Source organism: Microlunatus parietis (genome assembly GCF_013407955.1).
Lineage (GTDB): Bacteria > Actinomycetota > Actinomycetes > Propionibacteriales > Propionibacteriaceae > Microlunatus > Microlunatus parietis.
The window spans coordinates 812,679-837,420 of sequence record NZ_JACCBU010000001.1 but is presented as its reverse complement, the minus strand read 5'-3'; the positions used below and the strand labels follow the sequence as shown (position 1 = coordinate 837,420).

Sequence of the window (24,742 nt, the reverse complement as noted above, 5' to 3'; positions counted from 1 at the left end):
ATCGGCATGCAACGCGGGCCTACCGTCACGGCGTATTCGTACCGGACGGATCGGTGACGAGGTCGGGGAGGGAAGATGCGGGTGGAGTTCGACCACGCCGGCGGTGACGGTGCGGCTGCCGTTCGACAGGCTCAGGGCACAGCGGAGGATCGGGCGCCGGGCGCGGGCGGGAAAGAGGCTGCGTTGCCGGACGGGTTCCGGTTGCCGGCGGCACTGCGGGAGCGGAAGGCGAGGCTGACCGAGCGGTTCCCGGTCCTGTTCCCGGCCGCCGTGGCGCTGCGCCGGTTGCGCCGGAGGGCGTACTGGGCGGCGTCCGGCATCGAGTGGGCGAGCCGGCGCCAGGCCGAGGATCTGCCGGTCCGGGTGAAGCACCATGAGTCGCTGCTGCTGCGGAAGCTCGGCCAGTCCGAGATGTGGATGCAGCACAACAAGGTGACCAACCTGCGGCTCGCGGTGGAGCGGCTGGACGGTCTGATCATCGAGCCCGGCCAGGAGTTCTCGTTCTGCCGGACCGTCGGCAAGACCTCCCGTCGCAAGGGCTACATCGAGGGGATGCTGCTCGACAACGGCGAGGCGAAGGCCGGCGTCGGCGGCGGGATCTGTCAGCTGGCCAACCTGCTGCACTGGCTGGTGCTGCACACGCCGCTGGTGGTGACCGAACGCTCCGAGCACTCCTTCGACCCGTTCCCCGACGACGGTCGGGTGCTGCCCTGGGGCGTCGGCTGCACGATCTACTACAACTACGTCGACTTCCGGTTCCGCAACGAGGGGCCCGCGACCTACCAGCTGCGAGTGTCGGTGGGGGACCGCCATCTGGTCGGCGAGATCCGGTCCGACCGGCCGCAGAACGAGTCCTACAAGGTGTTCGCGGTCGACGAGCAGTTCGTCCCTTACCGCGGTCAGTGGTACCGGATGAACGAGATCTGGCGCAACGTGATCGACCGCCGCACCGGCGACCAGGTCCGCAAGGAGTTGATCAAGGAGAACTGCGCGATGATCAAGTACCCACCGCCCGGAGTGGCCGCGGCGGCGCGCCGACCCGCCGGTTTGGGCGAGGCCGAGGTCGTACAGTAAAGTTCATCCTCGTGCCGCGGCAGCGGCCGATGGGGTATGGGGTAATTGGCAGCCCGACTGATTCTGGTTCAGTTAGTCTAGGTTCGAGTCCTAGTACCCCAGCGACGGAAGCTTCCGATTCGCTGGATCGCAGAGCGTTTTGGTAGTCTTCCGCAGGCTGATCGGAGACGATCAGCAGCTAGGGCCCCGTTGTGTAGCGGCCTAGCACGCCGCCCTCTCAAGGCGGTAGCGCGGGTTCGAATCCCGTCGGGGCTACGAGCGGTAAAGCGCCCCTCACCAGGAACGATGCCTGGTGAGGGGCGTTTTGCTGTGTCCGGCTGGTGGCGGTTGGAACCGGGTGTCTACGGCTGTTCTCGGTCAATACGCGGTGAAGGTTTTCTGTGGCTGGCAGAGGCGCCTCGGAGTCGTCAGCCGGCGTGGATGCACTGGGGTGGTAGATCTGGAGACGGACATCGACGGGGTCCGCCGAGACAGCTGCGAAGGCGAGCGCTGCGATGCATCCGAACGTGGTCGAGCGGAACCGACCATGGAGGCCGGCGAGTTCTTCGCCAAGCTCAACAACCCGACCCAGAGCCAGGCGGGCTGACCGATGGCGACCGACGCCACGTTCACGACGCGCCGGCTGGCCGAGCAGCTGCGCGGCTGGGCCGCCGGCCTGTACGGGACCGAGGCCGCGGTCGAGCTGCTGATCCGGGCCTGGGCGGCAAGTTGTTGTCCGGCCCGTGGGATCCGCAATGAGGACAGCGCGGTCTGGTTCGACCCGGCCGGCATCGATGAGCCGAACCATTTGTCCGGTGGCGAGCGGCGCCTGCCTGAGGTCGCCAGGTCGTTGGCGTCGACCCGGCCAGTCCAGCTCGGCGATGCCGTGTCGGGGCTCGGCCGGCACGGCCTGGAGTTGATCCCGGCTGCGATCGCGCTGCCGGCAGTCACCAGCATTCCCGGCCGATCCTCGACGACCAGGGCGTGCCGACCGGGTTCGAACCGCTGGCCACCTTGTACCCGTGGCCCGAGGAGAAGCATCAGAGTTGATCATGGCCAAGTTGAACGCGGCTGCGCGGCAAGACGCCGGCCTCGGGGTGATGGCTGAATCGACCGCGGGCAGGTCACCAGTCGCAGCGCGGAACACGTCGAATCGCTGTCACTGGAGCCGACCACGGCATCTCGCGACTTCCGCTGATCATCCTCGGCACCGCAACCTAGGTCCGGACTCACCGGGGCAGCGACCAGGCGTCGTGACGATCATCGCCAGCGGCTCGACGGCTCGCCCTCATGCCCTTGCAGTACCGAGCAGACGCGGCAGGGCGACGCCTAGCAGCAGCATCGGGATTGCCATCGCGGCCACGGCGGTGGAGATCGGAAGCCCTACCGACAGGCCGGCGATCGAGCCGTAGGTGATCAGGGCGGCGCACTCCCTTCCGAGCCCGGCCGCCGATGTCACCGTGGCACGGACTTGGCCGGTGATTGCGTGCTGCAGCCGGATCTGCGTACACACTGTGACAAAGGTGGTCGCGGTCAGGGCCGCCGCCAAGCCGACGAATCCGACCGGATGCATGATCAGCGCGCCCCCCGCAAGAGCTACCGCGCCGATGATCAACGCGACTGCCGGGACCAGCGATCGGGTCGTCGACCAGCGCCCCGCCGCCCAGCTCGCCGCCGCGGTCATCACCGCCTGAGCGGCCAACAAGACCGGGATGATCACGGTCGGGACGCCGTCATCGCGCAGCAGCAGCGGCACGTATTCGTCGATGGCACCGAGGTTCAGGCACACCAGCACAATCAACACAAAGAACACGGCCCGATTCCGCCGCGTCTCCACCAGCCCGTCCCGCAGCGTGCGCAGGTAGCCACGGACGCCACCGTCGACGTGCCGAACCTGCGGCCGCTCCGGAAGCGTCCAGGACACCACGGCGGCGGCCAGACTGACTGCGGCGCTGATCCAGCCGACCAGCGGATACCCGCCCAGGGCCAGCAAGGGAGCGGCAGCGAGGGTCGCACCGACACCAGCCAGCGGCCCGATCGTCCCCGCGGTCCCAATCAACCTGCCATACGACCGCTCGCTGCCGGTCGCGGCCAACTCGTCGTACACCAGCGCCTGGAAGGTGCCCGATCGCAGCGCGCCCGCGACACCCCACAACACGAACCCGATCGCGAAGATCGGATACGACGGCACCGTGACCAACAATGCGCATCCGGCCGCTCGGAGCAGGCCCTCGATGATCAACAGCCGACGCCGCGAAACCCGATCGGCCAAGGCACCGGAAGGCACTTCCAGCGCAAAGGCAACGGCAGACCAGACGAAGAACAAGGATGAGATCTGCGCGGCCGACAATCCACTATCAGCGAAGATCAGCGCGTACACCGCAAACAGCGGGAGCGCCTCGCCAAGCGCCGACAGCGCGTAGACCTTGATCCGCAAGCCTCGCGGAAGCCAAGCAGCCCGGAGCCTGGTCATGGCAGTCTCGCCTCGCTCAGCTACCGGTGATCATGGGCGACGAACCGGCGCGCGGAACGGATGCGCGCGTCCAGCGCTCGCGGCGCAGCGATCGCCTGGCAACCAGTTCGTCGTACGTCCGCATACTCGTCACGACCGCCAGCGTGGTCGACACCGACCGACCGTGTCCACCGAATTGAGCGGCCGCGCGACACCAAGCCGCGGCCAGCTGATGACCGCTTCCGACCGAGACCGCCTGGCCGAGCAGATCGACCAGGCCCGCCGGCGGATGATCGGTGATCAGCTAAGCGACGAGATCGCCGCGGCCAGCTGGACATCACTGGCCGAGCTGGTCGGCCGGCGCGCTGCCGCAACCGTGATCGACACCGTCGTCGATCGCTGCACGGCCGACCTGACCGACGACATGCTCGGCCCGGACCGGACCGCCGCCTACGACGCCGCGACCCTGCTGCTCGACCAGCTGGCCCCACCCGCCAGCCACGGTTCGAGCTGGCAGCTGACCCCGCTGGGCCAGGCCGTCACAGCCGAGACCGTCACCGCGACGTCCGAGACCGTCACCGTCGCCCAGGCCGCCGAGCTGCTCGGCCAGACACCACGCAAGATCCGTTGGATGATCAAGACCGGCCGGCTCGCCGCCGACACCACCAGCGGTCGGCCGATCCTGGCCGCCGTGCTCGACCCGCTCGCCGACCAGAAGTCTCGCAACGGCGCTGACAGCCGTCAGGACGCCGGTACGGCAACCGGGCGGCACGTCTACGTCCAGGGCTGGGGCCGGTTGCCACTGCAGTGTTCTGATTGCCGGTGGTTTGTTTACTTGGCGTCATTCGGATGAGGGTGGCGTGCTGGCGTCGGGATCGATCGGTGGTGGGGGCTGCCGGAACGAGCCGATCAGCCGGACGATGGCCCTCCGGTTGCCTTCGATCATGATCAGGTTGTCGTCGATGGCCTGGTCCAGCGGGCGTCCGGTATAGATCAGGTCGCGCAGGATCGGTGGGCTGGTGGTGATCACCGCGTCCGGCAGGACCGCGGCGGCGCGGGCGACCTGGATCTCCGGACCGTCCAGGACAACTCGGAACCGGTCCGGCTCGAGCTGGAGTTCGTACTCGACACGTCGAGTCGAGCGAGTCCGTGGCTGGTAGGTCGCGCGGAGTGCGAACATCAATGCGTCGGTGCTCAATTCCGCGCCGGATGTGATCGGCAGGTCACTGCCCCAGCGGGCCAACTCCAGAAGGATCGGTTCGAGGCCGTGGCCACGCTCGGTCAGGCGGTATGCCCGGGTGGCGGCGGGCGGCCCGAGTCGGATCTGTTCCACGATGCCGTCTCGCTGCAGCTCGCGGAGCCGTTGCGCGAGGACGTTCTGGCTGGCCCCGGGCAGACCCCGGCGAACATCGGTGAAGCGTTTGGGGCCGAAGACGAGCTCTCGGACCAAGAGCAGCGCCCAGCGTTCACCCACCAGGTCGAGCGCCCGCGCGATACCACACGGATCGTCGTAGCTGCGTTCGCCGCGCATGGACACCTCCACAATCAGAGTCTATTGTGAGCACTAAGAAGTGCTACGTTAGCACCAAATAGTGCGGGCGGAACGAGGCGGGGAGATCATGACCGAGGAGAACCTGACCGGGACTGCCGCACCAGTGGTGCCCGAACCGTGGCGGCGTAACGTCGCGCTGTTCCTGACCGGACAGACGGTGTCGCTGTTCGGCTCGATGATCGTGCAGTTCGCCGTGATGTGGTACGTGACACTGGAGACTCGCTCCGGTCTGGCCGTCGCCCTCTTCGTGATCGCGGCATTCGCGCCGCAGGGGGTGGTGTCGATCTTCGGCGGCGTTCTGGCCGATCGGATCAATCGACGGAGGCTGGTGATGGCGGCCGACGCCGGGATCGCCGCTGCCACGTTGATGCTGGCGCTGTTGATGCTGAACGGCATCACCGATCTGTGGCTCATCCTGCTCGCGGTCGGCATACGATCGCTCGGTGCCGGCGTACAGACGCCGACCGTGCAGGCGATGATCCCGCAGATCGTGCCACCCGATCAGCTGATGCGGGTGAACGGGGTGTTCCAGACCATCCAGTCGATCATGGGGCTGGCGGCACCGGCGGCCGCGGCGGCGATCTACGCCTTGGCCGGTATCGTGCCGGTCTTCTTCCTCGACGTGGTCACAGCGGTGATCGGGATTGGGTTCCTCGCCCTGGTCCGCGTCCCCACACTGACCCGGGTGTCGCAGGCCGCGACCAGCTACCGCCAGGATCTGGTGGAGGGAATGCGGTGCATCTGGTCGCGGGGGATCGTCCGCTGGCTGGTGGGTGTGTTCGCGATCATGTTCCTGCTGACCGGAGCGCCCGGCTCCATCACCCCGCTGTTGGTCGCCCGCAGTTTCGGTTCCGAGACATGGATGCTGGCTGTGCTGCAGATCGCCTTCAGTGTCGGCATGATGCTCGGCGGTGTCTTGGTGGCAACCATTCTCGCGAAACGGAGCCGGATCGGTTTGATCCTGTTTGCCACGTACGGCCTCGCAATCTTCATCACGCTGCTGGGCTTTGCCCCGAATCTGTGGGTCTTCTACGGGTTCATGTTTACCCTTGGCCTGCTGGTGCCGTTGTTCTCGACGCCGTTCATGACGCTGATCCAAGAGACCGTCGAGCCGGGGCAGCACGGTCGAGTGTTCAGTTATGTCGCAATCGTGATGGCACTGGGCACACCGGTCGGCATGGCCGTGTTCGGGCCGCTGGCGGACATCATCAGCATCGAGAGCCTCTTGATCACGACTGGTGCGGTCGGGGTCGTGGTGATGACGATCGCCATCATGCTGCCGTCCGGACGCGCAGCGCTGGCTGCTGCCCGCGCACCAAATCCGGCATCAGACGACAACGGCACACCGAAGGATCCCGAATCGGGTCCGGAAGAGCCCGTGGCGGGTTCCGGTGGATCGGCGATCACCAGGTGATCGGGTGCAGGCCCCAGGCTCCCAGCCCTGGAACGCAGCAGCCGCTCAGTCGGCACCTCCAGTTGAGCTACTTGCCGAAGCGACAAGGGCGCGACGGGGACAAGATGGGGACACGAACAAGGAGAGACAATGAGCGAGCTGACCACCAAGCAGCCGGCCGGCACACCGACCTGGATCGACCTGGGCATCCCGGATCTCGACCGCGCGATGACCTTCTACGGCGCGTTTTTCGGTTGGGAGTTCGACGTGGGACCGCGCCGAGCTGCTTGGCCAGTCACCACGCAAGATCCGTTGGATGATCAAGACCGGTCGGCTCTGCCGACACCACCGGCAGCCGGCTGATCCTTGCGGCAGTGCTTGACCTGCTCGCCGATCAGGAGTCCCGCAGGCGGCGCTGTGAGCAGCCAGGATGCCCGTACGGGCAGCTGGGCGGCCGGTTGGTGCCCCGGACGGCCGGGAAATCTTGTCTGAGAGCGATTCTGAGCTGTGTGGCCCCCGTAGCTACGGGCCCGTCTGTTGCCGGCCAATGTTAATGCTCATAACATAGCCGCATGACTCGACGCCATGCCCGACCGATCCGATGGGCAGCGGCCCGGTTCGGGGTGTGCGCGTCGGCCGCGCTCGCCGCGCAGCTCTGGTTGCAGGCCACCTATCGGCAGGTCGAAGCGCCGGTCGCGCTCGCGGTCTACGGGTTGGAGACCGACGCGGCCACGTTGCGCGGCTGGTACGCCGACCTCGCCGAACGGTCCCGTCTGCTGCTGCTGATTCGGACCGAAGTGGTCGATCTCCTCTGGGCGGTTGCGCTGGCCGCGACCTTGATCAGCTTGGTGCACCTGGTCGCCGGCATCGGTGCGCGCCAGAAGCCGCGGCTGACCGAGGCGATGCGCCGGTGGGCGCCGCTGTTCGCACTGGGCCCGACCTTCGACCTGATCGAGAACGCGTTCTCGCTCGCGATGCTCACCGATCCGGCCGGATTCCCGAACTGGTGGGCGATGGCCCACGGCACAGCGTCACGGCTGAAGTTCGGATTCTCCGCCCTGAGCGCCGTCATCGGGCTCACGCTCACGGCCGTCGTGGTGTGGTCCGCGCGGGGTGGCCGAAACATCGCGGAGTGACGATCACTCCTGCCCAGTGTCTTGGTCCGAACGGCCGACACCGGCTGACTTCTTGATCATGAAGCCTGGACAACGACGACCTGTCGATCTCCGAAACCGGCGCGCGCAGCAGTTTCGGCGATCCGGTCGCCTTCTCGCGTCGCTTCCGAGCCCGGTACGGACTCTCACCGCGCGCCTTCCGCGCGGAACCGTTAGGAGCTCGCAGCCCAGAAACGCTGCGCCGCTGGCAGTTCGAGCCGGCGCATTCTGCGCCAACGACCAGATCGGCTGAGGTCTCGTGGCCAACCACAGGAAAGCCCGCCGTCTTCGACAAGATGCTCGCCACCACACGTGCCGCCGCGCAGAGCCGAATCGGCGGGCGGCCGCTACCGGTCCGGGGCGTCTCGTTGCTGGTCGAGTTGGCGACGGAGGCGGTCGTTTTGATCTTGGAGGTCGAGGACCATGGCGACGCCGGCGAGATTCAGCCCGGCGGTCATGAGCTCGGCGATCCGACGGAGCCGGTCGATGTCGTTGGGGCTGTAGCGGCGGGTGCCGCCTTCGGTCCGGTCGGGTTGGAGCAGTCCGGCACGTTCGTAGGCGCGGAGGTTCTGCGCTCCGGTCCCGCTCAGTTCGGCGGCGACGGTGATGCCGAAGACACCACGGTCAGGATCGGTGGTGCGGTAGCGGTTCATGCTGGCCTCCACTGCTGCGTCCAGGTCGAACTTTGTTCACCACCCATCCTAATCTTCTCGATCGCCATAGATTTGGTGTCAGAGGCGCATCGATCCCTGCTCGGGTACGTCGAGGCGCCCGGTGACCCTCCTCATGCCTCGAGGCGGAGGCCTTCGGGGATCTCGGCGGGGGTGAGATCGGGGCGGAGGCGCCGGAAGCGAAGCTGGCCGGGCCAGGAGTCGCGGGCGCGGCTGCGGCGGGCAGTGTCGAACCGGATCTCCACCACGCTGGTCGGGTCGACCTGGTGGTAGCTGCTCGGTTCGTACTCGTGCAGGGCGAGCGGCAGCTCCGCGGGCCAGGGGTGATGGCCCGAGGGTGGTTTGACGACGGCGGCGATCTGTCGGGCCGCGGGCGTGGAGAGTTCGGCGGTCCGGCCGGTGACGTGGAGCCGGCCATCGGGGTGTCGGCGGCCGACGATCAGGTGCAGCGGCTCGCTGAGACTGCCGGTGACGCCGCCGATGATCACCTCGGTCGAGGCATAGCGCTGAACCTTGCACCAGCCGCGGACGCCGGGCTGGTAGGTGCTGCCGGCGTGCTTGGCGATGATGCCGTCGATGCCGAGCCCGGCCAGGGCGCGGGTCCAGATCGTCGCGACGTTCACGTCGGCGGTCTGCAGCACCAACATCAGCTCCGACGGTCGCCCGGGCGGGATCCACTGCTGCAGCAGCTGCCGCCGCTGGGACAGCGGCCAGTCGGTCACATCGCCGTCCTGAGGGGAGCGCAGGACGTCGAACACGACGAAATGGCAGCGTTCGGAGTGCACCTCGATCGGCACCGGAGCGAGGTGGAGCAGTCGTCGCTGGAGTGCTTCGAAGTCGAGCCGGCCACCGGCCGACCAGTGCACGATCTCGCCGTCGATCATCGCACCACTGGGTACGGTGTCGGCCACGGCGGCCGCGATCTCGGGGAAGGCCCGGGTCAGGCCGGCACCGTGTCTCGACGTGAGTGACACCGATCCGGTGTCGCCGACGGTGGCGATACATCGAAGGCCGTCGAGTTTCGGCTCGAACAGCCAGCCCGGACCAGCGGGAAGCCGGTCGGTCAGCTTGGCGAGCATGGGTGAAGGCCTGCCTGGTCCCGTCATCTTGCCACCTCCCGTCTCGACGAAGTACCCACCGGGCGGGAACGTCAGACGCCGCTCGGCGCGATCGCGTTCTGTCGCCCGGGACTCGTCGTCTCCTCTCGATCCGGCCTTGAATCACTGTGACACGTTGATATTATCTGTGGTGATGACACAGATTAGGTGTCCCTGTCATCCATCAACGTGAGGCGTTCGGTGACTTGGGAGGTGAGGCCATGATGTTGATGCGCACTGATCCGTTCCGTGAGTTCGATCGGCTGACCCAGCAGCTTCTGGGTACCGCGACCAGGCCGGTGTTCATGCCGTTGGATGCCTGGCGCGACGGCGACGTGTTCCGGGCCGAGTTCGATCTGCCGGGCATCGATCCGTCGACGATCGACCTGGACGTCGAGCGGAACGTGTTGACGGTGAAGGCGGAGCGGCCGGTGGTGGAGACCACGTCGGAGCAGATCGCGGCCGAGCGTCCGCGGGGCGTCTTCAGCCGCCAGTTGATCTTGGGCGACAACCTCGACCTGGACCGGATCGAGGCGGGCTACACCCATGGGGTGCTGCAGGTGAAGATCCCGATCGCGGAGAAGGCGAAGCCGCGCAAGATCGAGATCACGACCGGCGCAGGCTCGGACCAGAAGGAGATCGCGGCCTGATTCGGGGCCGTGGTTTCGGCCGTCGTCCGGAAGGAGGCCGGCCCTCCAGTCTCTTCGGAACCGGACTGGAGGGCCGGACTTTTCCGTTCCGTCCTTGATCACCATGACGGCGACGCGCTGGCGATCCGCGTTCTGACCTGAGGCATGACCTCGGACAGCCGGGCGATGCGGACACCATCGTCTGCGCGAGCCTGCGGCCGTACGGCGAGCCGACCGACGCGTGGTGTGCGACCAGGAGGCGTTGAACGCCGTCCTCGCCGGCGACTGGGAGAGCTACCTCGCGCACCGCCTGGGCCGGCTGGCGCCCCGGACAGACCCCGCAGCGGATCCGTGCCGACACAGCGATCGATGGGCGGCACGATCGGATCGACACCGGAGCCGGAACAAGATCAACCTGAACCTCCCGACCTGGCGGGCCTGGATTCGCGGCTTCCCCACACGCGAGGTGTAACGTCGACTGGCCGCTCTCTCCGGCCGAGGTCGCCGCCCGAACGCGGGCGGCGCTGGACGGGAGGGCAATGATCGAGTACGCCAAAGGTGTCCTGGCCGAGACCCACGGCCTCACCATGGATGCCGCGTTCGACCGGCTGGTCGTCCTCTCCCGTGATCAGCAACGGCCGCTGACCGTCGTTGCCACCGAGGTGGTCGACCGGGCCTCGGCTCGTCACTGACGTTCCCGTGCCGGCAGGGCATGATCATCTTCCGTGATCACGTTCCTCAGTGAACGTGCCCGTCACGCTGCCACCGGCGTTGTCGTACAGGAAGCACTTGACCAGCCGGTTCCCGACCGGGAAATCGGGCGGGTTGGTTGACCGGCACCGCTCCATCACGTGCGGGCAGCGGTTGGCGAACTTGCAGCCGACCTGGCCGAACTCGCGGGCCTCGGTCGCGCCCAAGGTGATCTGTTGCGTCCAGGCGGCCTTGTCCTCCGGTACGGGCTCCGGGATCGACTCCTTGAGCAGCTGCGCGTACGGGTGCGCGGGATGATCAAGAACCTCCTCGACCGGGCCCGACTCGACGACGTGCCCTCGCAGCATGATCGCGATCCGGTCCGAGACGTAGTACGCGGTCGCCAGGTCATGGGTGATGTAGATGACCGTGACGCCCTCCTCGTCCCGCAGCCGCTTGAAGACGTTGACGATCTCCATCCGCAGCGACGCGTCGACCATGGAGACCGGCTCGTCGGCGACGATCACCTTGGGGTTCGGGATCAGCGCCCGGGCCACCGACACCCGCTGCAACTGCCCGCCGGACAACTCGTGCGGGTAGCGCTGCTGCACCTCCGCGAGGGAGAGGCCGACCGTTCGCAGCGCGGCGTCCACCGGCTCGGCCGCCTGCTGGCGGTTGTTCGCGATCTTGAAATTGATGGCGGTGTCGAACAGATACTCCTGCACGTGGCGCAGCGGGTTGAACGTCTCGAACGGGTTCTGGAAGACGGGCTGGACCTCCGCCATGAAGGCCTTGTGGCCGCCAACTCTGATCACCTCCGCGACCGGCGTGCCCTGGAATCTCACTGCGCCGCCCGACGGTGCTTGATCACCCAGCAGGACGCGCGCCAGAGTCGTCTTTCCGCTGCCGCTCTCACCGGCCAGCGTGAAGATCTCCGGCTTCTCGGCGGCCAGGCGCAGCGAGACGTCGTTGACGGCGACGAGCCGGCTCCCGGCCAGCAGCGAGCCGATCCGGAACGTGACGACGGCCCGGTCCAGTTCGAACAGCGGCGCTTCGGCCGCACCCGAGGTCACCGCAGATCCTCCGTCCGGTTCGGATCGGCCGCTCCGCCGCCGGCCGCCGTGAGGTCGGGCTCCGGCACCGGGAGCCCTTCCTCCAGGGCCACCGCGTGACAGGCCACCCGGTGCCGGTTCACGAGGTGCAGCGTCTCGGGGACCACCGTCCGGCACACGTCCATGGCCGCCGGGCAGCGGGGATGGAAGCGGCAGCCGGCCGGCGGGTCGGAGAGGTTCGGTGGACTGCCCGGCAGGCCCTGCCGAGCCGTCCGTTCCCCGATCTTGGGCAGCGACCCGATCAGATGTTTCGTGTACGGATGCCGCGGCGCCTGGAAGATCGTCTCGGTCAGACCCTCCTCCATGATCCGCCCGGCGTACATGATCATGACCCGGTCCGCGACGTTGGCATGGACCGCCATGTCGTGCGTCACCAGCAGGACCGTGTTGCCGCTGTCGGCCTGGATCTGCTTGAGCAGCTGCAGCACGCCTCGCTGCACCACGACGTCGAGGGCCGTCGTCGGCTCGTCCGCGATGATCAGGTTCGGCTGGAAGATCGTCGCCAGCGCGATCGCCACGCGTTGCCGCATGCCGCCGGAGAGCTGGTGCGGGAACGACCGGAGCACCTCGGACGGGAGTCCGAGCCGGGCGAGGTGGTCGCTCATCTCCTTGCGGAACGCTGCCCGGTCGCGGAGGCCCCGGTGGGTGGCGACGATGTCGGCGAACGTGTGCACGATCCGGCGGACCGGATTCAGTACGCTCATCGAGCCCTGCATGACGTACGAGATCCGTTTCCAGCGCATCGTCTTGCGCAGTTCGTCGGTCGTCATCGTCGCCAGATCGCGGTCGATTCCCGGTGCCGTGAACCGCACCTGGCCGTCGACCACCCGGAGCGGGTTCTTGATGTTGCCCGAGATGACCTTGATCAGCGTGGTCTTCCCGCAGCTCGACTCGCCCGCGAGGCCGTAGATCTCGTTCGGATACAGGTCGAACGAAACCCCGTCCACCGCACGGACGGTCCGGGAGACGCCGTAGGCCTCCGTCCGGTAGTACGCCTTGAGGTCGGTCACGCTCAGCAGGGGTTCCATGTCAGGCTCCGATCAGCCGAAGTCGGGTGCGGGGATCGATGTACTCGTTGACGCTGGACATCAACAGGTACAGGCCGACGAACAGCACCATCGCCACCAGCACGGGAGCGCCGATCCACCACCAGACGCCGGCCACCAGCGCCTGGTGCTGGTTCGCCCAGTACAGCGACGTGCCGAGGCTCGGCCGGCTCAGGTCCGACAGGCCGAGCACGCTCAGCGTGACCTCCATCCCCATCGACCACAGCATGTTGTTGATCGACGTCGCGAACACGATCGGCAGGACGAAGGGCAGGTGCTCGGCGATCATGATCCGCCACGAGCGTGCGCCGCTGTAGGAGGCCGTCCGGGTGAACGCCCGTTCCTTCAGGCTCAGCACCTGGGACCTGATCAGCCGGGCGTCCCAGGGCCAGCCGAACAGGCCGAGCAACACCGCCAGCAGATAGATGTTGAGCTGACCCTTGAACAGGAAGCCCAGCAAGATCAGGATCGGCAGCAGCGGCATGACCACGAACGAGTCGTTGATCGACATCAGGACCCGGTCGATCCAGCCGCCCCGGTAGCCGGCGGTCAGGCCCACCGCGATCGCGATCACGCGGCTGATCAGCGCCGTCATCAGACCGAGCAGCAGCGAGTTCCGTACACCGAAGGTCATCCACCAGAACAGGTCCTGGCCGCGGGACGTGGTGCCGAACGGGTGCTCGAGCGAGGGGCTGGAGTCCATGGCCACCACGAAGGTCTTGTCGGGCGAGTACGGCGAGACGAACGACAGCAGCACCATGATCAGGATCAGCCCGATCATCGCGAACGCGAAGCGGAACCGGACGTCGTACTTCAGGAGATCCCGGATGACTTTGATCATCATTGGCCGCCTCACTGGTGCCGGACGCGCGGGTCGAGCAGCGGATAGAGGAGATCGATCACGAAGACGGCGGTCGCGACCCCGACGATCGAATAGAGGGTGATGCCCATCATCAGCGAGTAGTCGTTGCGGAACACCGCCTGCAGGCTGAGCAGCCCGACGCCCGGATACCCGAAGACGACCTCCATGATCAACGCGCCGGAGAAGACGGTCCCCAGATCCATCCCCAGCCCGGTGACCTGCGGCAGCATCGCATTCCGGGCGACGTAGTGCGGCACGATCCGTCTCGGCGCGATGCCCGCCGTCTCGGCGTAGACGACGTAGTCCTCGGAGATGACGTTGCTGGTCAGCGCTTTCATCCCGACGAACCAGCCGCCGAAGCCGACCAGGATCAGGGTCGCCGCGGGCAGGGCCGCGTGCCACAGGTAGTCCAGGGCGAAGGTCAGGCTGAGCTCCGGCGTGGTGCCCACCCGGTAGGCACCGCTGAACGGGAACAGCGGCAGGACGTAGGCGAAAACGACGAGCAGGATGATCGCGACGACGTAGTACGGGATCGGCCGGATCGCCTGGCTCGCGACGTCGATCACGCCGAGCAGCCGCTTCCTCGGGAAGTAGCTCGCCAGGACGCCGAACAGGTTGCCCAGCACCCAGGCCAACAGGGTGGCGGCGAGGACGATCGACAACGTCCACGGCATCGCCCGCCCGACCAGTTCGCTGACCGGGGTCGGGAAGCTGGACAGGGAAGGTCCAAGATCACCGCGGAGCAGCCGGCCCCAGAACGCGAAGTACTGCTGGAGCGGACTGCCGGACAGGCCGTACATCTCCGTCAGCGACTCGCGCAGATGCTGGATGGCCTCCGGATCGATCGACGAACCGCTGCTGGTGATCAAGCCGATCTGCGACTCCACCGGGCTGGTCGGCGAGAGCCGCGGAATGATGAAGGCCACCGTCACGCCGATGAAGATCACGACGAGATACTGCACGATGCGCGGTATCAGGTAGCGCAGCAGGAAGGTCCGCACTCGCCTCTCCTTCGGGGTTGCGGGGAAAAGGTGACGGTGATCAGCTCTTCGGTTTGATCTGGGTGAACATGTATTTCGTGTTGCCCCAGTTGGGCACCGGATTCGTGTACGGGTTGTCGGCCGTGGGATAACCGGTGAAATACGTCGTGTCACAGACGGTGAACACGTTGTAGCTCATCATCGGGGTGACCGGCATCTCGGCCGCCGCGAGCTTGATGAACTCCTGGCCAAGCTCGATGCCCTTCGGATCGTCGAAGTCCAAGCTTTGGATCTCGGTGATGATGCGATCCAGGTCGGGATGCTTCCAGCGCATGGTGTTCGAGCCGGCGGCCCGTTTCCCGGACGGGACGTAGAACCGCGAATGCCACGAGTTCAGGAAGTAGAACAGGTCGGGATGGCCGCCCCAGGTCTCGATCGTCCAGCCGACCGCCGCGGAGTAGTCGCCCGGGCCGACCAGGTCGCCGGTGTTGTCGCGAGCGTCGTGGCTGGCATCGATGCCGAACTCCTTCCACGATTCCACGACCATGCTCGCCGCCCGATTCATCGTTGGATTGCTCTCGGCGGCACTGAGCAACGCGATCTTGAACGGTGAGCCGTCGGGCAGGGCCCAGGTGTCGCCCGCCTTCTTCATCCCGGCCGCCTGCATCAGCTGCTCGGCGGCCGCGAGATCGTGCTTCCACCAGCCGCGGCCGAGCGCGGTCTTGATCTGCTCCGGGTCGGTCGGGACAAGATCACCGAGGGTCTTGCGGGCCTCCTCGGCGGCGCGATTGGACGCGTCGGCGTCGAACGGCTTGTACGGCGTGCCGCCCACGTCGATGGTGAACTCGTTCAGCCACGATTCCAGCGGATCGAAGTAGTACTGGGGATACAGGCCGGTCGGCGGGACGTGGATCGCCGACAGCGTGGCCGCGCCGCGGTACGAGGCGAGCGATACCCGGACGATGTCGATCGCCAGGGTGAGCGCCCACCGCACCTCCTTGCGATCAAGACCGGGCTTCTCGTTGTTGTAGATGACCATCGGCAGCGTGGGGTCCGGATGCGCCCACGGGAAGCTGGGGAACCAACCCACCGACGACTTGCTCTCGTTGGCGAGTTTGATCATCCCCTCCGGCGCCAGGTCGTGGATGACGTCGAGGTTGTGCTGGGTCTGGGCGATCACGCGCTTGTCGCTCGGGCCGGGGGCGGTGTACATCGCGAACTTGGGGCCGGGCTCGCCGATCAGGCCCATGGAGGTCTTCTGCCAGTCCTCCCGCTTCTCCCACAGATACCAGTTGCCGTTCGGGTCGAAATCCTTGAGCTTGTACGCGCTGAGGCTGACCGGCGGGTTGAACTTGAACGCGAGCGGGTCGGATTCCTTTTCGAAGATGTGCTTGGGCATCATCCAACAGGCCGCCCAGCGGACCGTGAAATAGGCGTGGAACCGCGAATTCGGCTGTTTGAGGTTGAAGACCACCGTGTATTTGTCCGGCATCTCCATGCTGGCGACATTGCCCCGGAACTGTCCGGTGAAGGACCACCCGTCATTGTTCATGTGCAGGTCGACCGTGTAGTGCAGGTCCTCGGCGGTGAATTCGACCCCGTCGCTCCACATCAGGCCCTCGCGGAGCTTGACGGTCATCTGGGTGAAGTCGTCGTTGTAGATCGGCTTCTCGGCGGCGCAGGCGTTGTCCCAGACGCCGTTCACGCCGGCGTCCGGATCGATGTACCAGAGCGCGTCCAGGGCGATCTGCTGGAGTCCGGTCGACGACCCGGTGAAGCCGGGGCGCCACCGGTTGAAGTCGTCCGGCGTGGTGATCCGCCCGGTGGGGTTCTCCAGGATCAGGCAGTCCTTGCGCTGTACGCCGGGCGCGACCTCCCTGGTGCCGTCGGGTGGGGGAGCCTCTTCGCCGGGTGCTTGGCCGGGCCCCTGATTGGGGGCGCCCCGGTCGAGGTTGCAGGCGGCCAGGCCGGTGGTGGCGGCCGCGGCGGTGGCGGCGGCCAGGAAGCCGCGCCGGGTGATCGGATGCATCATCGTTGGTCCTCCGATTCGGATGGATGGGTACGGCCGGTCTCGAAGCCGACCGTGATGAAGGAGTGGGCCGGGATCGTGACCGTGAGCGTGTTCTCGGACAAGGTGGCGCCGTCGTAACCGACCGGCGCCACGGCGTCGGGTGCTTCACGGGTGTTGTGGGCCTGCGGGGAATCCGCCCGGAGGATCCGTGCGGACACGTCGGACGGGCTGCCGCCGCGCAGGTCGTAGGCGACGGTGTGGTCGGCCTCGGGATCGAGGTTGGTCAGCGAGATCAGCGCGCGGCCGTCCTTCGCGGTCGCCGTCGTCGTGACCAGCGGCACGGTGGCGTCGTCATGGTGCGCGGTGGGGGTGGCATCGAGCAGGTGGACGTCGAGCCGGGCGGCGTCGTGATGATCTTTGTTCATCTCGAAGACGTGGTACGTCGGCGTCTTGATCAACACGTCGTCGGAGGTCAGCAGCATGGCCTGCAGGACGTTCACCGTCTGCGCGATGTTGGCCATCACCAGGCGCCCGGCGTTGCGGTGGAACGCGTCGAAGTGCAGGCCGGCGATCAAGGCGTCCCGGAGGGCGTTCTGCTGGTAGAGGAAGCGCGGGTTGGTGCCGGGCTCGACGGCCCACCAGGTGCCCCACTCGTCCAGCACCAGGCCGATCCGGCCCTCGGGGTCGTACACGTCCATGACGTTGCTGTGCCGTTTGATCATGGTCTCGACCCGCCACGCGTTGGCCAGCGATTCGAGGTATTCGTCGGTGCTGAAGTCGGTCGCCCTGCCGGTCTTGCGATCCGTCATGGTGGTGTAGAAGTGGAACGAGACGGCGTCGAAGTAGTGCTTGGGGTTGCAGCCGCAGCCGTAGTCGCCCAGGGTCTGCATCAGTGACTGGGTCCAGGCGTAGTCGTCGCTGCGGGCGCCGGAGGCGATCTTGTACAAGACGTTGCCGTCGTGGTTGCGGCAGTAGGTGGAGTACTGCCGGGCAAGATCGGCGAAGTAGTCGCCGCGCATGTTGCCGCCGCAGCCCCAGGTCTCGTTGCCGATGCCCCAGTACTTCACCCGCCAGGGGTCGGGCCGCCCGTTCTCGCGGCGGAGACTCGACATCGGCGCCTCGCCGCCGCGGGTCAGGTACTCGACCCATTCGGCCATCTCGCGGACCGTGCCCGAGCCGACATTGCCACTGATGTACGGCTCGGTGCCGAGCTGCTCGCACAGGTCCATGAACTCGTGGGTGCCGAAGCTGTTGTCCTCGACCACGTTGCCCCAATGGGTGTTCACCATCGACGGCCGGTCCGCGCGCGGACCGACCCCGTCGCGCCAGTGGTACTCGTCGGCGAAGCACCCGCCGGGCCAGCGCAGGTTCGGGATCGCGATCTCCCGCAGCGCCTCGACGATGTCGGTCCGGATCCCCCGGACGTTGGGGATGGCCGAGTCCTCGCCGACCCAGATGCCGCCGTAGATGCAGGCCCCGAGGTGTTCGGCGAAGTGGCCGTACAGATGCCGGCTGACGGTCGGACCTGGCACGTCGAGATTGATCACTGCGCGGAGCTGGGACACGGATTCTCCTCAGTTGTTGGCGTCACGACCAGGGGTGGTCAGGAAAGGGGCTTCGCTTATAGTCGAGTGGTGACAGCGATGGCGGACGTTGCTCGTCGGGCCGGCGTTTCGACGATGACCGTCTCGCACGTCATCAACGGGAACCGGCCCGTGCGCGACGAGACGCGGGCTCGGGTGCTGGCCGCGATCGAAGAACTCGACTACCAGCCCAACCTGGCCGCGCGGGCCCTCCGGCGCGGGCGGGTCGGCGCGATCGGGCTCGCCGTCGGTCACATCGAGCACCCGTACAACGCGGACCTGGCCCGCGCGGTGACGGCCCAGGCCTCCGCCCTCGGCTACCACGTCGCGATCGAGGCGACCGGGGGACAGCTGGACGCCGAGGTGGCGACCTGGCAGCGATCGCCGCTGTTCTACGACGGCCTGTTGATCAACGCCACCCAGCTCGAACGGCTGCCGGACGGCGTACGGAACGACTTTCCGGTGGTGTTCCTCGGTGAGAGCATGTCCGATCCCGCGGTCGATCATGTGGCGATGGCGAACGTCGAGGGGACCCGGCTGGCCACCCGGCACCTGCTGGACAAGGGCTGCCGGCGGATCGCCATGGCGGGCGGCAGCCTGACCGCCGACACCCGGATGGTGACCCTGCGCACCGAGGGCTACGTGAGCGCCCTGACCGAGGCCGGGCTGCCCGTCGATCCGGCGCTGGTCGTCCGGACCGCCGGCGGTATGCCGCTGCAGGCGGGCGCGGCCACGGTCGCCGCGATGGTGGCCGCCGGTACGCGCTTCGACGGTGTCGTCTGCACCACTGACAGCTATGCGCACGGCGTGCTCCGCGGCCTGGCCGACGCGGGCCTGGGCTGCCCGGAGGGCGTCCGGGTGGTCGGCTTCGACAACCTCCCCGACGCGAGGTACGCGATCCCCAGCCTGACCTCCGTCGATCCCGACAACGAGAACCTCGTCGCGGCCGCGCTGGCGATGCTGATCGAACGCATGGAGGGATTCACCGGCCCGGGCCGCAGCATCACGGGGACGTGCTCGCTCATCGAGCGAGAATCCACCCGCTGACTCCGTCGTCGTCTGCCCCGTCATTGGCGCCGGCACCCTTCTTGTATCGATACACCAAGAGTGGTTGGACCGACTGTAAGCGACGTATCGCCCGAGCGGAAGGGCCGAAGGCCGCGACCCGGGACGTTGCCGGTCCGGGCTGCTCGATCGCGGCCCCGGGCGGACCGCATGCCGGGACGCGCGGTCGGACTGGCTGCGGGCGTGCCGTCGGCAGGCAGGGACTATCCGGGTGCCGGCCCGTCGCCGGGCCCGGCGGGTCCTTGGTGCGGGGGACCCTGGTGCGGGGGTCGCTGGTGTTCCCAGCCCTGGGCCGGCAGCGGACGGTGTGCCGGGGGCCCGTACGGCGCGTTCGGCGCGGGCGGGTACGGAGGTGTCGGGGTGCGGGCGGGCTTGCGGCGAGCCAGGACGACGATCAGCACGACCGCGCCGATGATCACCGGCAACCCGATGATCATGATCAGGATCAGTTCGATGGGGCCGATCGGGAAGGCGAGCGGGTGGATGGGAGTCTCCTGGTGAATGGTGGGACGGGGTCGTGGTTCCCCACGACGATAACAGCGTTATAGGCTCAGGGTCTGCGATCCTCCAGCCCGCGGCGAGCGGAGAATGATCATGGACGGACCGGCGCCGCGCGGCAGCGGTGTTCGGCGAGCCGGCGCTGCCGGCGGGCGCCCGGGGGACAGAACGGGACGGCCAGGGCGACGACGGCGGCCGCGGCCACGAGGGCGGTACCGTAGCCGAACCGATCCGCGCCGAGCCCGGCCAAGGCGGGTCCGATCAAGGTGCCGAGGGTGACCGCCACGTTGACGGCCGCCAGGCCTGCCACCGGATGGCCGGCGAAGACCCGCGAGCTCCAGATCCCCTGGGCGGCGAGGACGCCGTTGTAGAAGACGCCGAAGAGGATCGCGGCCGCTGTGGCCGTGGCGAGGTGACCGATGGCGAGGCCGAGCAGGGCCAGCGATCCGGCCAGCAGCAGACAGCTGGCCAGGTAGCCGCGGCGCAGGCCCCACCGGCCGAGGGCGCCGCCGCCGAGGGTGGCGAGGATGCCGGCGGCACCGCAGACGGCGTAGACGATCCGGGCCGTCGTCGGGTCGTGGCCGGCTTCGCGCAGGGCGTCGACGCAGAACGCCCACCAGACCGCGCTACCCAGGCCCAGCAGGACGGCCGAGACCAGCAACGGCCGAGACTTCGGGCAGATGAACCAACTCGGACTCAACTGCGGCATCCGCGCGGAGCCGCCCTCCCTGGGCGGCGCCAGCAGGACGGCGGCGATGCCCACGCCGACCGCCGCCACGACGAACGCGGCCCAGACCAGGCGCCAGCGATCACCGGCGACGATCGCGATTGGTCCGGCCAGCGCGACGCCCCACCCGGTGCCGGAACTGATCGCCGGCCAGACCCGGTCGCGGCGGCGCGGCTCCACCCGGGAGGACACCAATCCCGAGTACGGCGGCAGGGCCAGGCCGGAGGCCGCCCCGGCGACCAGCACGCCGAGCGTCAGCACCGCGGGATCGGATGCGGACGCCATGATCACCATGCCGCCGGCGGCCAGGGCCGCCGCCAGGCCGATCGTGATCTTGGCACCGAAGCGGTGCATCAGGACGACCACGGCGACGTTCGCGACCAGGTAGGCGGCATAGGTGGCCGACGCGATCAGGCCGGCCAACCCTTCGCTCAGGGAGAACTCCGACCGCATCTCTGGCAACAGCAGCCCGTAGCCGTAGCGGGCCAGGCCGAACGTAACCGCGATCAGGGCGACGCCGGGCAGCAGGGTGCGAACAGCGGGCTCGTAGGCAGTGCTCTGGTCCTGCCGAACTCCGGGCGTCGTCACGAATGCTCTCTACCCACCCAACCGCGCCCTCACTCCCACTCGTTGAGCGACCCTCAGACAGGGTTCGGGCGAGACCCGCGGCCCGCCGGCTCGGGCTCAGGCCGACCTCGTCGGCGCTGCGAAGGAGCGCCGGTAGGCGACCGGGCTGGTCCCGACCACGCGGCGGAAATGCTGGCGAAGCCCGATGGCGGTGCCGAAGCCGGCCCGGGAGGCGATCTCCTCGACCGAGAGGTCGGTCGTCTCCAGCAGTTCCCGGGCCCGTTGCAGCCGCCGCTGGATGAGCCACTGCCACGGAGTGGTGCCGGTCTGGGCCCGGAACGTGCGGTTGAGCGTCCGTACGCTGGTCGCTGCCTGCTCGGCGATCTCGGCCAGGGTGAGGTCGCGCTCGAGCCGGTCCTCCATCCAGCGCATGACCGGCTCGAGGCTGCCACCGGATTCGGGCTCGGCGTGGTGGATGAACTGGGCCTGGCCGCCGTCGCGCTGCAGGGGCATCACGGTGAGCCGCGCGGTCTGGGCGGCCACCGCGGAGCCGAAATCGCGCCGGACCAGGTGCAGGCAGAGGTCCAGTGCGGCCGCGCCGCCGGCCGAGGTGACGATGTCGCCGTCGTCGATGTAGAGCACCGAGTCCTCGACCTGGATGTCCGGATAGCGCGCCGAGAGCTCCGCGGCATGGCCCCAATGCACGGCCGCCCGGCGCCCGGCCAGCAGCCCGGCCGCGGCGAGCACGAACACGCCGTTGCAGATGGAGCCGATCCGGACCCCGCGACGGTGCGCGTCGCGCAGCAGGTCGACGATCTCCGGCGGTGGCGGGACGTCGTGCGGGTTCAGCCCGGGCACCAGGATCGTGTCGGCCTTGGCGGCCTCGGTCAGGGGGTACGGCGGCGTGACCTTGAACGTCTTGGTCCCGCCGGAGAAGGTCGTGGTCACCTCCGGCCCGCTGACCCGCACGTCGTACAGGGCTCGACTCCCGTGCCGCAGCGGCTGCGGGTAGGTCTGGCCGAAGATCATGCAGGGCATGGCGATGTCGATCCCGCCGGCCCCGTCCAGGGTGATCACCGCGACGACGTGCATGACCAGAATCTATCGGATCATGTCATTCTTGCCACTGGGTCGGCGCAGCCGCCGCGGGAACCATGGCGGTCATGGAGATCGGTGCGTTCCTGATTGCCCTGGCTGCGGGCGGCTTCGGCCTGGTCGCGCTGCTCGGGCTGGGCTGGTGGTTCGAACGCCTGCTCTCGCTCCACAGAAGGCGATCGGGCGGATCTTGAGCGACAGCGCCGACCGAAAGAGCGTGCGGCAGGTGGTCCAAGTCCGTTGGCCGGCGAGGCGTCATCTAAAATGACACTCATTATCGTTCCGTCGGTGAACGTGACCTGCCTGTCCTGAAAGGACCGCCCCCTCGATGCCTGTTCCCGTCCCTCGGCAAAGTCTGGTTCGGCGGTTCGTGGCTGCGCTGGCCCTGATGTCGGCCGCCGGATTGATCACCGCCTGCGGTGCCGCACCAGCTGCGCCGGCCGGTTCCGGCGGCAGCTACCCGATGACGATCGAGAACTGCGGCCGCCAGGTCACCCTGCCCGCGAAGCCGGAGCGGCTGTACGTCATCGGCGGCGAGGCCGGAACGATCGTGGAGGCGGCCGGCGGTGCGGCTTCGGTGGCCGTCTTCTCGCCGCTGGTCGGCGAACCGCTCGGCAAGGCCGAGGGTGCGTTCAGCCAGGCGACCAATACACCGATCAAGAGCTCGAAGGACATCTCCCGCGAGGTGATCATCGCGGCCGAGCCGGACCTGCTGGTGACGTACGGGCTGAACGAGTTCGCGCCGGAGGATCTGGCGGCGGCCGGCATCCCGACGATCATCCTGAGCGGCTACTGCGGTGGCTTCGGGGCCGGGCAGTCCGAGGTCCAGGATCCCCTCGAAGGCGTCTACCAGGATGTGGAGACGCTCGGTCGGGTGCTGGGCACCGACGAGACCGCCCGGGCGGCGGCAGCGGAGCTGCGCAGTCGGGTGGCGGCGATCCGTGACGGCGCCCGGCAGACGCCGCCGTCGAACAGCAAGGCGGCCGGCGTCTTCGTCGTCAGCGGGGACAGCCCGCTCGGCGCCTACGGCAGCCGGAGCATGCTGCATCAGCAGATGGAGGCGGTCGGACTGACGAACGTCTTCGAGAGCACCAGCGAGCGGTACTTCGAGCCGAACGTGGAGGCGTTGATCGCCGCGCAGCCGGAGCGCATCATCGCGCTCCACGAGCCGGGTGACACGACCGAGGAGCAGGCGCGGCTGGCCGTCAACGGGCGGCCCGAACTCCGTAGCCTCCCGGCGGTCTCGTCGGACGCGGTGCACGTGCTCAGCTTCTTCTACTCGGGACACGGGACGCTCGCCGTGGACGGCCTGGAACGGCTGGCCGAACTGCTCCGGGACCGATGACCGGTAGCGCCGCGGGCGTCTCGCGGCAGCCAGAACCGACCGGCCCGCGGTGACGAGGACGGCGGTCGACGCCACCGCCCTGGCGTCGACCGGTGCGGGTCGGACCGATGATCTTGATCATCGCCGGCGCCGGGTCCGGGTGATCGTGTGGATCACCGGACTCGCCGGGATCTTGATCATCAGCATTCCGGTGTCGGTCGGTCTCGGCCCCGTCTGGATCGGTCCGGGCACCGTGATCGCGATCGTCCTCGATCATCTCGGCTGGGCCGCCGCGGTGCCCGGTCAGGAAGCGGCGGACAGCATCGTCTGGCAGGTCCGCATCCCGCGGGTGCTGCTCGCCGTTGTCGTCGGCGCGGCCCTCGCGATCTCCGGCGCCGCACTGCAGGCGCTGGTCCGCAACGTGCTGGCCGAGCCCTATCTGCTGGGCGTGAGCGCCGGCGCCTCGACCGGTGCGGCACTGACGCTGCTCTTCGGGTTCGGTGCCACGATCGGGGCGGGGGCGCTCACGGGCAGTGCCTTTCTCGGCGCCCTGGCGGCGACGGCGCTGGTCTTCGTGCTCGCCACCCGGGGAGGCAAGATCACCTCGGTGCGGCTGCTGCTGGCCGGCGTCGCGGTGGGCTACGTGTTGAACGCGGCGACCAGCTTCTTGATCTTCGCGTCGGACACGCCCGAGGGGGCACGCGCAGTCCTGTTCTGGCTGCTCGGCTCACTGACCCGGGCCTCCTGGACGTCCGTACTGATCGCGAGCCCGATCGTGCTCGCCGGGCTGATGATCTTGGTCGTGATCTCCAGGAGGCTGGATGCGCTCAGCCTGGGGGATGACACCGCGCTGGCGCTGGGCAGTTCGCCGACCCGGGTCCGGGCGCAGGGGCTCGCGGTCGTCGCCCTCTGCGTCGGCGCGGCGGTGGCCGTCTCCGGTGGGATCGGGTTCGTGGGGTTGATCGTCCCGCATGTGGCCAGGCTGCTGGTCGGCGGTGTGCATCGCCGGCTGCTTCCGGTCGCCGCCCTGCTCGGTGCCTCGTTCCTGATCTGGTGCGACGTCGCGGCGCGGATGATCTTCGTGCCGCGCGAGCTTCCGCTGGGCATCATCACCGCGGTCGCCGGCGCGCCGTTCCTGATCTTCCTGGTCCGCCGGATGCGGACGACGAGCTGATCGACGG

25 protein-coding genes, 2 tRNA genes and 1 pseudogene are annotated in these 24,742 nt (G+C 68.1%); 14 read left to right on the top strand and 14 right to left on the bottom strand.

Annotation, left to right across the window (positions count from 1 at the left end):
- Positions 1-75 precede the first annotated feature (75 nt).
- The 4 genes from BKA15_RS04005 (at position 76) to BKA15_RS03990 (ending at position 2,161) form a co-directional block, all read left to right on the top strand.
- Positions 76-1,074, top strand: a complete 999-nt coding sequence (locus BKA15_RS04005; RefSeq protein ID WP_179748300.1) for a VanW family protein — start codon at positions 76-78, stop codon at positions 1,072-1,074.
- 30 nt (positions 1,075-1,104) lie between these two features.
- Positions 1,105-1,176 (top strand) — tRNA-Gln (locus BKA15_RS04000).
- Positions 1,177-1,256: 80 nt separating this feature from the next.
- Positions 1,257-1,329, top strand: a tRNA-Glu gene (locus BKA15_RS03995).
- Positions 1,330-1,663: 334 nt separating this feature from the next.
- Positions 1,664-2,161 (top strand): hypothetical protein, encoded by a 498-nt coding sequence (locus BKA15_RS03990; protein ID WP_218871057.1) that lies wholly within the window; start codon positions 1,664-1,666, stop codon positions 2,159-2,161.
- A gap of 180 nt (positions 2,162-2,341) precedes the next feature.
- Here BKA15_RS03990 and BKA15_RS03985 read toward each other — a convergent pair whose 3' ends face one another.
- Complete coding sequence (locus BKA15_RS03985; RefSeq protein ID WP_179748298.1) at positions 2,342-3,490, bottom strand: MFS transporter; 1,149 nt, start codon at positions 3,488-3,490, stop codon at positions 2,342-2,344.
- A 52-nt stretch (positions 3,491-3,542) separates the two neighbouring features.
- Positions 3,543-3,680, bottom strand: coding sequence for a hypothetical protein (locus tag BKA15_RS03980; protein WP_179748296.1), 138 nt, complete (start codon positions 3,678-3,680; stop codon positions 3,543-3,545).
- Between the two features lie 57 nt (positions 3,681-3,737).
- On the opposite strand from BKA15_RS03980, the gene BKA15_RS03975 reads away from it, so the two are divergent.
- Positions 3,738-4,358, top strand: coding sequence for a helix-turn-helix domain-containing protein (locus BKA15_RS03975; RefSeq protein WP_179748294.1), 621 nt, complete (start codon positions 3,738-3,740; stop codon positions 4,356-4,358).
- On the opposite strand, the gene BKA15_RS03970 is transcribed toward BKA15_RS03975, so the two are convergent.
- On the bottom strand, positions 4,347-5,036 hold the full coding sequence (locus BKA15_RS03970; protein ID WP_179748292.1) for a winged helix-turn-helix transcriptional regulator: 690 nt from the start codon (positions 5,034-5,036) through the stop codon (positions 4,347-4,349). The genes BKA15_RS03975 and BKA15_RS03970 overlap by 12 nt on opposite strands.
- Positions 5,037-5,124: 88 nt before the next feature.
- On the opposite strand from BKA15_RS03970, the gene BKA15_RS03965 reads away from it, so the two are divergent.
- The 3 genes from BKA15_RS03965 (at position 5,125) to BKA15_RS03955 (ending at position 7,586) form a co-directional block, all read left to right on the top strand.
- Positions 5,125-6,471 (top strand): MFS transporter, encoded by a 1,347-nt coding sequence (locus BKA15_RS03965; protein WP_179748290.1) that lies wholly within the window; start codon positions 5,125-5,127, stop codon positions 6,469-6,471.
- A gap of 129 nt (positions 6,472-6,600) precedes the next feature.
- Positions 6,601-6,813, top strand: coding sequence for a VOC family protein (locus tag BKA15_RS34755; RefSeq protein ID WP_218871056.1), 213 nt, complete (start codon positions 6,601-6,603; stop codon positions 6,811-6,813).
- A gap of 209 nt (positions 6,814-7,022) precedes the next feature.
- Complete coding sequence (locus BKA15_RS03955) at positions 7,023-7,586, top strand: hypothetical protein (RefSeq protein WP_179748288.1); 564 nt, start codon at positions 7,023-7,025, stop codon at positions 7,584-7,586.
- Between the two features lie 365 nt (positions 7,587-7,951).
- Here the strand turns inward: BKA15_RS03955 and BKA15_RS03950 are convergent, their stop codons facing one another.
- Together BKA15_RS03950 and BKA15_RS03945 are read right to left on the bottom strand one after the other, a co-directional pair.
- The gene (locus BKA15_RS03950; protein WP_179748286.1) at positions 7,952-8,257 is read right to left on the bottom strand and encodes a MerR family transcriptional regulator; all 306 of its coding nucleotides are present in this window, start codon (positions 8,255-8,257) and stop codon (positions 7,952-7,954) included.
- A gap of 131 nt (positions 8,258-8,388) precedes the next feature.
- The gene (locus tag BKA15_RS03945; RefSeq protein ID WP_179748284.1) at positions 8,389-9,381 is read right to left on the bottom strand and encodes an ATP-dependent DNA ligase; all 993 of its coding nucleotides are present in this window, start codon (positions 9,379-9,381) and stop codon (positions 8,389-8,391) included.
- 212 nt (positions 9,382-9,593) lie between these two features.
- Between BKA15_RS03945 and BKA15_RS03940 the strand changes: the two genes are divergently transcribed.
- Together BKA15_RS03940 and BKA15_RS03935 are read left to right on the top strand one after the other, a co-directional pair.
- Entirely contained in the window at positions 9,594-10,022 is a 429-nt protein-coding gene (locus BKA15_RS03940) for an Hsp20/alpha crystallin family protein (protein ID WP_281385192.1), read from the top strand.
- Positions 10,023-10,522: 500 nt separating this feature from the next.
- Positions 10,523-10,693, top strand: a pseudogene (locus tag BKA15_RS03935) (ANTAR domain-containing protein); the annotation flags it as partial.
- Between the two features lie 24 nt (positions 10,694-10,717).
- Here the strand turns inward: BKA15_RS03935 and BKA15_RS03930 are convergent.
- The 6 genes from BKA15_RS03930 to BKA15_RS03905 are packed head-to-tail and all read right to left on the bottom strand — an operon-like array spanning position 10,718 to position 18,267.
- The gene (locus tag BKA15_RS03930; protein ID WP_218871055.1) at positions 10,718-11,764 is read right to left on the bottom strand and encodes an ABC transporter ATP-binding protein; all 1,047 of its coding nucleotides are present in this window, start codon (positions 11,762-11,764) and stop codon (positions 10,718-10,720) included.
- Positions 11,761-12,831, bottom strand: a complete 1,071-nt coding sequence (locus BKA15_RS03925) for an ABC transporter ATP-binding protein (protein WP_179748279.1) — start codon at positions 12,829-12,831, stop codon at positions 11,761-11,763. Before BKA15_RS03925 ends, BKA15_RS03930 begins: the two co-directional genes overlap by 4 nt.
- 1 nt (position 12,832) lies before the next feature.
- Entirely contained in the window at positions 12,833-13,693 is an 861-nt protein-coding gene (locus BKA15_RS03920; protein WP_179748273.1) for an ABC transporter permease, read from the bottom strand.
- Between the two features lie 8 nt (positions 13,694-13,701).
- Positions 13,702-14,712 (bottom strand): ABC transporter permease, encoded by a 1,011-nt coding sequence (locus BKA15_RS03915; RefSeq protein ID WP_179748271.1) that lies wholly within the window; start codon positions 14,710-14,712, stop codon positions 13,702-13,704.
- Between the two features lie 40 nt (positions 14,713-14,752).
- Entirely contained in the window at positions 14,753-16,723 is a 1,971-nt protein-coding gene (locus BKA15_RS03910; RefSeq protein ID WP_218871054.1) for an ABC transporter substrate-binding protein, read from the bottom strand.
- Positions 16,720-18,267 (bottom strand): alpha-N-arabinofuranosidase, encoded by a 1,548-nt coding sequence (locus tag BKA15_RS03905; protein ID WP_179748269.1) that lies wholly within the window; start codon positions 18,265-18,267, stop codon positions 16,720-16,722. The genes BKA15_RS03910 and BKA15_RS03905 overlap by 4 nt, the downstream gene beginning before the upstream one ends.
- A gap of 78 nt (positions 18,268-18,345) precedes the next feature.
- Between BKA15_RS03905 and BKA15_RS03900 the strand changes: the two genes are divergently transcribed.
- On the top strand, positions 18,346-19,332 hold the full coding sequence (locus BKA15_RS03900) for a LacI family DNA-binding transcriptional regulator (protein WP_179748267.1): 987 nt from the start codon (positions 18,346-18,348) through the stop codon (positions 19,330-19,332).
- A gap of 221 nt (positions 19,333-19,553) precedes the next feature.
- Here the strand turns inward: BKA15_RS03900 and BKA15_RS03895 are convergent, their stop codons facing one another.
- The 3 genes from BKA15_RS03895 to BKA15_RS03885 all read right to left on the bottom strand — a co-directional run bounded on the left by BKA15_RS03895 (position 19,554) and on the right by BKA15_RS03885 (position 22,234).
- Positions 19,554-19,787 carry a hypothetical protein gene (locus tag BKA15_RS03895; RefSeq protein ID WP_179748265.1) on the bottom strand — a complete coding sequence of 78 codons (234 nt, stop codon included), beginning with the start codon at positions 19,785-19,787 and terminating at the stop codon, positions 19,554-19,556.
- Positions 19,788-19,942: 155 nt separating this feature from the next.
- Positions 19,943-21,163, bottom strand: coding sequence for an MFS transporter (locus BKA15_RS03890; protein ID WP_179748263.1), 1,221 nt, complete (start codon positions 21,161-21,163; stop codon positions 19,943-19,945).
- Between the two features lie 96 nt (positions 21,164-21,259).
- Positions 21,260-22,234 (bottom strand): GlxA family transcriptional regulator, encoded by a 975-nt coding sequence (locus tag BKA15_RS03885; RefSeq protein WP_179748261.1) that lies wholly within the window; start codon positions 22,232-22,234, stop codon positions 21,260-21,262.
- Positions 22,235-22,305: 71 nt separating this feature from the next.
- Between BKA15_RS03885 and BKA15_RS36240 the strand changes: the two genes are divergently transcribed.
- The 3 genes from BKA15_RS36240 (at position 22,306) to BKA15_RS03875 (ending at position 24,735) form a co-directional block, all read left to right on the top strand.
- Entirely contained in the window at positions 22,306-22,431 is a 126-nt protein-coding gene (locus BKA15_RS36240) for a hypothetical protein (RefSeq protein WP_281385191.1), read from the top strand.
- Positions 22,432-22,607: 176 nt separating this feature from the next.
- On the top strand, positions 22,608-23,582 hold the full coding sequence (locus tag BKA15_RS03880) for an ABC transporter substrate-binding protein (RefSeq protein WP_179748259.1): 975 nt from the start codon (positions 22,608-22,610) through the stop codon (positions 23,580-23,582).
- A 49-nt stretch (positions 23,583-23,631) separates the two neighbouring features.
- Entirely contained in the window at positions 23,632-24,735 is a 1,104-nt protein-coding gene (locus BKA15_RS03875) for a FecCD family ABC transporter permease (RefSeq protein ID WP_218871053.1), read from the top strand.
- The last annotated feature ends 7 nt before the right edge of the window (positions 24,736-24,742 follow it).

Bases quoted from the DNA above. Each gene is read 5' to 3' on its own strand.
- BKA15_RS03975 (WP_179748294.1), top strand. From the start codon at position 3,738: ATGACCGCTTCCGACCGAGACCGCCTGGCCGAGCAGATCGACCAGGCC.
- BKA15_RS04005 (WP_179748300.1), top strand. From the start codon at position 76: ATGCGGGTGGAGTTCGACCACGCCGGCGGTGACGGTGCGGCTGCCGTT.
- BKA15_RS03955 (WP_179748288.1), top strand. From the start codon at position 7,023: ATGACTCGACGCCATGCCCGACCGATCCGATGGGCAGCGGCCCGGTTC.
- BKA15_RS03925 (WP_179748279.1), bottom strand. From the start codon at position 12,831: ATGGAACCCCTGCTGAGCGTGACCGACCTCAAGGCGTACTACCGGACG.
- BKA15_RS03950 (WP_179748286.1), bottom strand. From the start codon at position 8,257: ATGAACCGCTACCGCACCACCGATCCTGACCGTGGTGTCTTCGGCATC.
- BKA15_RS03920 (WP_179748273.1), bottom strand. From the start codon at position 13,693: ATGATGATCAAAGTCATCCGGGATCTCCTGAAGTACGACGTCCGGTTC.
- BKA15_RS03990 (WP_218871057.1), top strand. From the start codon at position 1,664: ATGGCGACCGACGCCACGTTCACGACGCGCCGGCTGGCCGAGCAGCTG.
- BKA15_RS03940 (WP_281385192.1), top strand. From the start codon at position 9,594: ATGATGTTGATGCGCACTGATCCGTTCCGTGAGTTCGATCGGCTGACC.
- BKA15_RS03910 (WP_218871054.1), bottom strand. From the start codon at position 16,723: ATGATGCATCCGATCACCCGGCGCGGCTTCCTGGCCGCCGCCACCGCC.
- BKA15_RS03885 (WP_179748261.1), bottom strand. From the start codon at position 22,234: ATGCACGTCGTCGCGGTGATCACCCTGGACGGGGCCGGCGGGATCGAC.
- BKA15_RS03895 (WP_179748265.1), bottom strand. From the start codon at position 19,787: ATGATCATCGGGTTGCCGGTGATCATCGGCGCGGTCGTGCTGATCGTC.
- BKA15_RS03970 (WP_179748292.1), bottom strand. From the start codon at position 5,036: ATGCGCGGCGAACGCAGCTACGACGATCCGTGTGGTATCGCGCGGGCG.
- BKA15_RS36240 (WP_281385191.1), top strand. From the start codon at position 22,306: ATGGAGATCGGTGCGTTCCTGATTGCCCTGGCTGCGGGCGGCTTCGGC.
- BKA15_RS34755 (WP_218871056.1), top strand. From the start codon at position 6,601: ATGAGCGAGCTGACCACCAAGCAGCCGGCCGGCACACCGACCTGGATC.
- BKA15_RS03945 (WP_179748284.1), bottom strand. From the start codon at position 9,381: ATGACGGGACCAGGCAGGCCTTCACCCATGCTCGCCAAGCTGACCGAC.
- BKA15_RS03965 (WP_179748290.1), top strand. From the start codon at position 5,125: ATGACCGAGGAGAACCTGACCGGGACTGCCGCACCAGTGGTGCCCGAA.
- BKA15_RS03900 (WP_179748267.1), top strand. From the start codon at position 18,346: ATGGCGGACGTTGCTCGTCGGGCCGGCGTTTCGACGATGACCGTCTCG.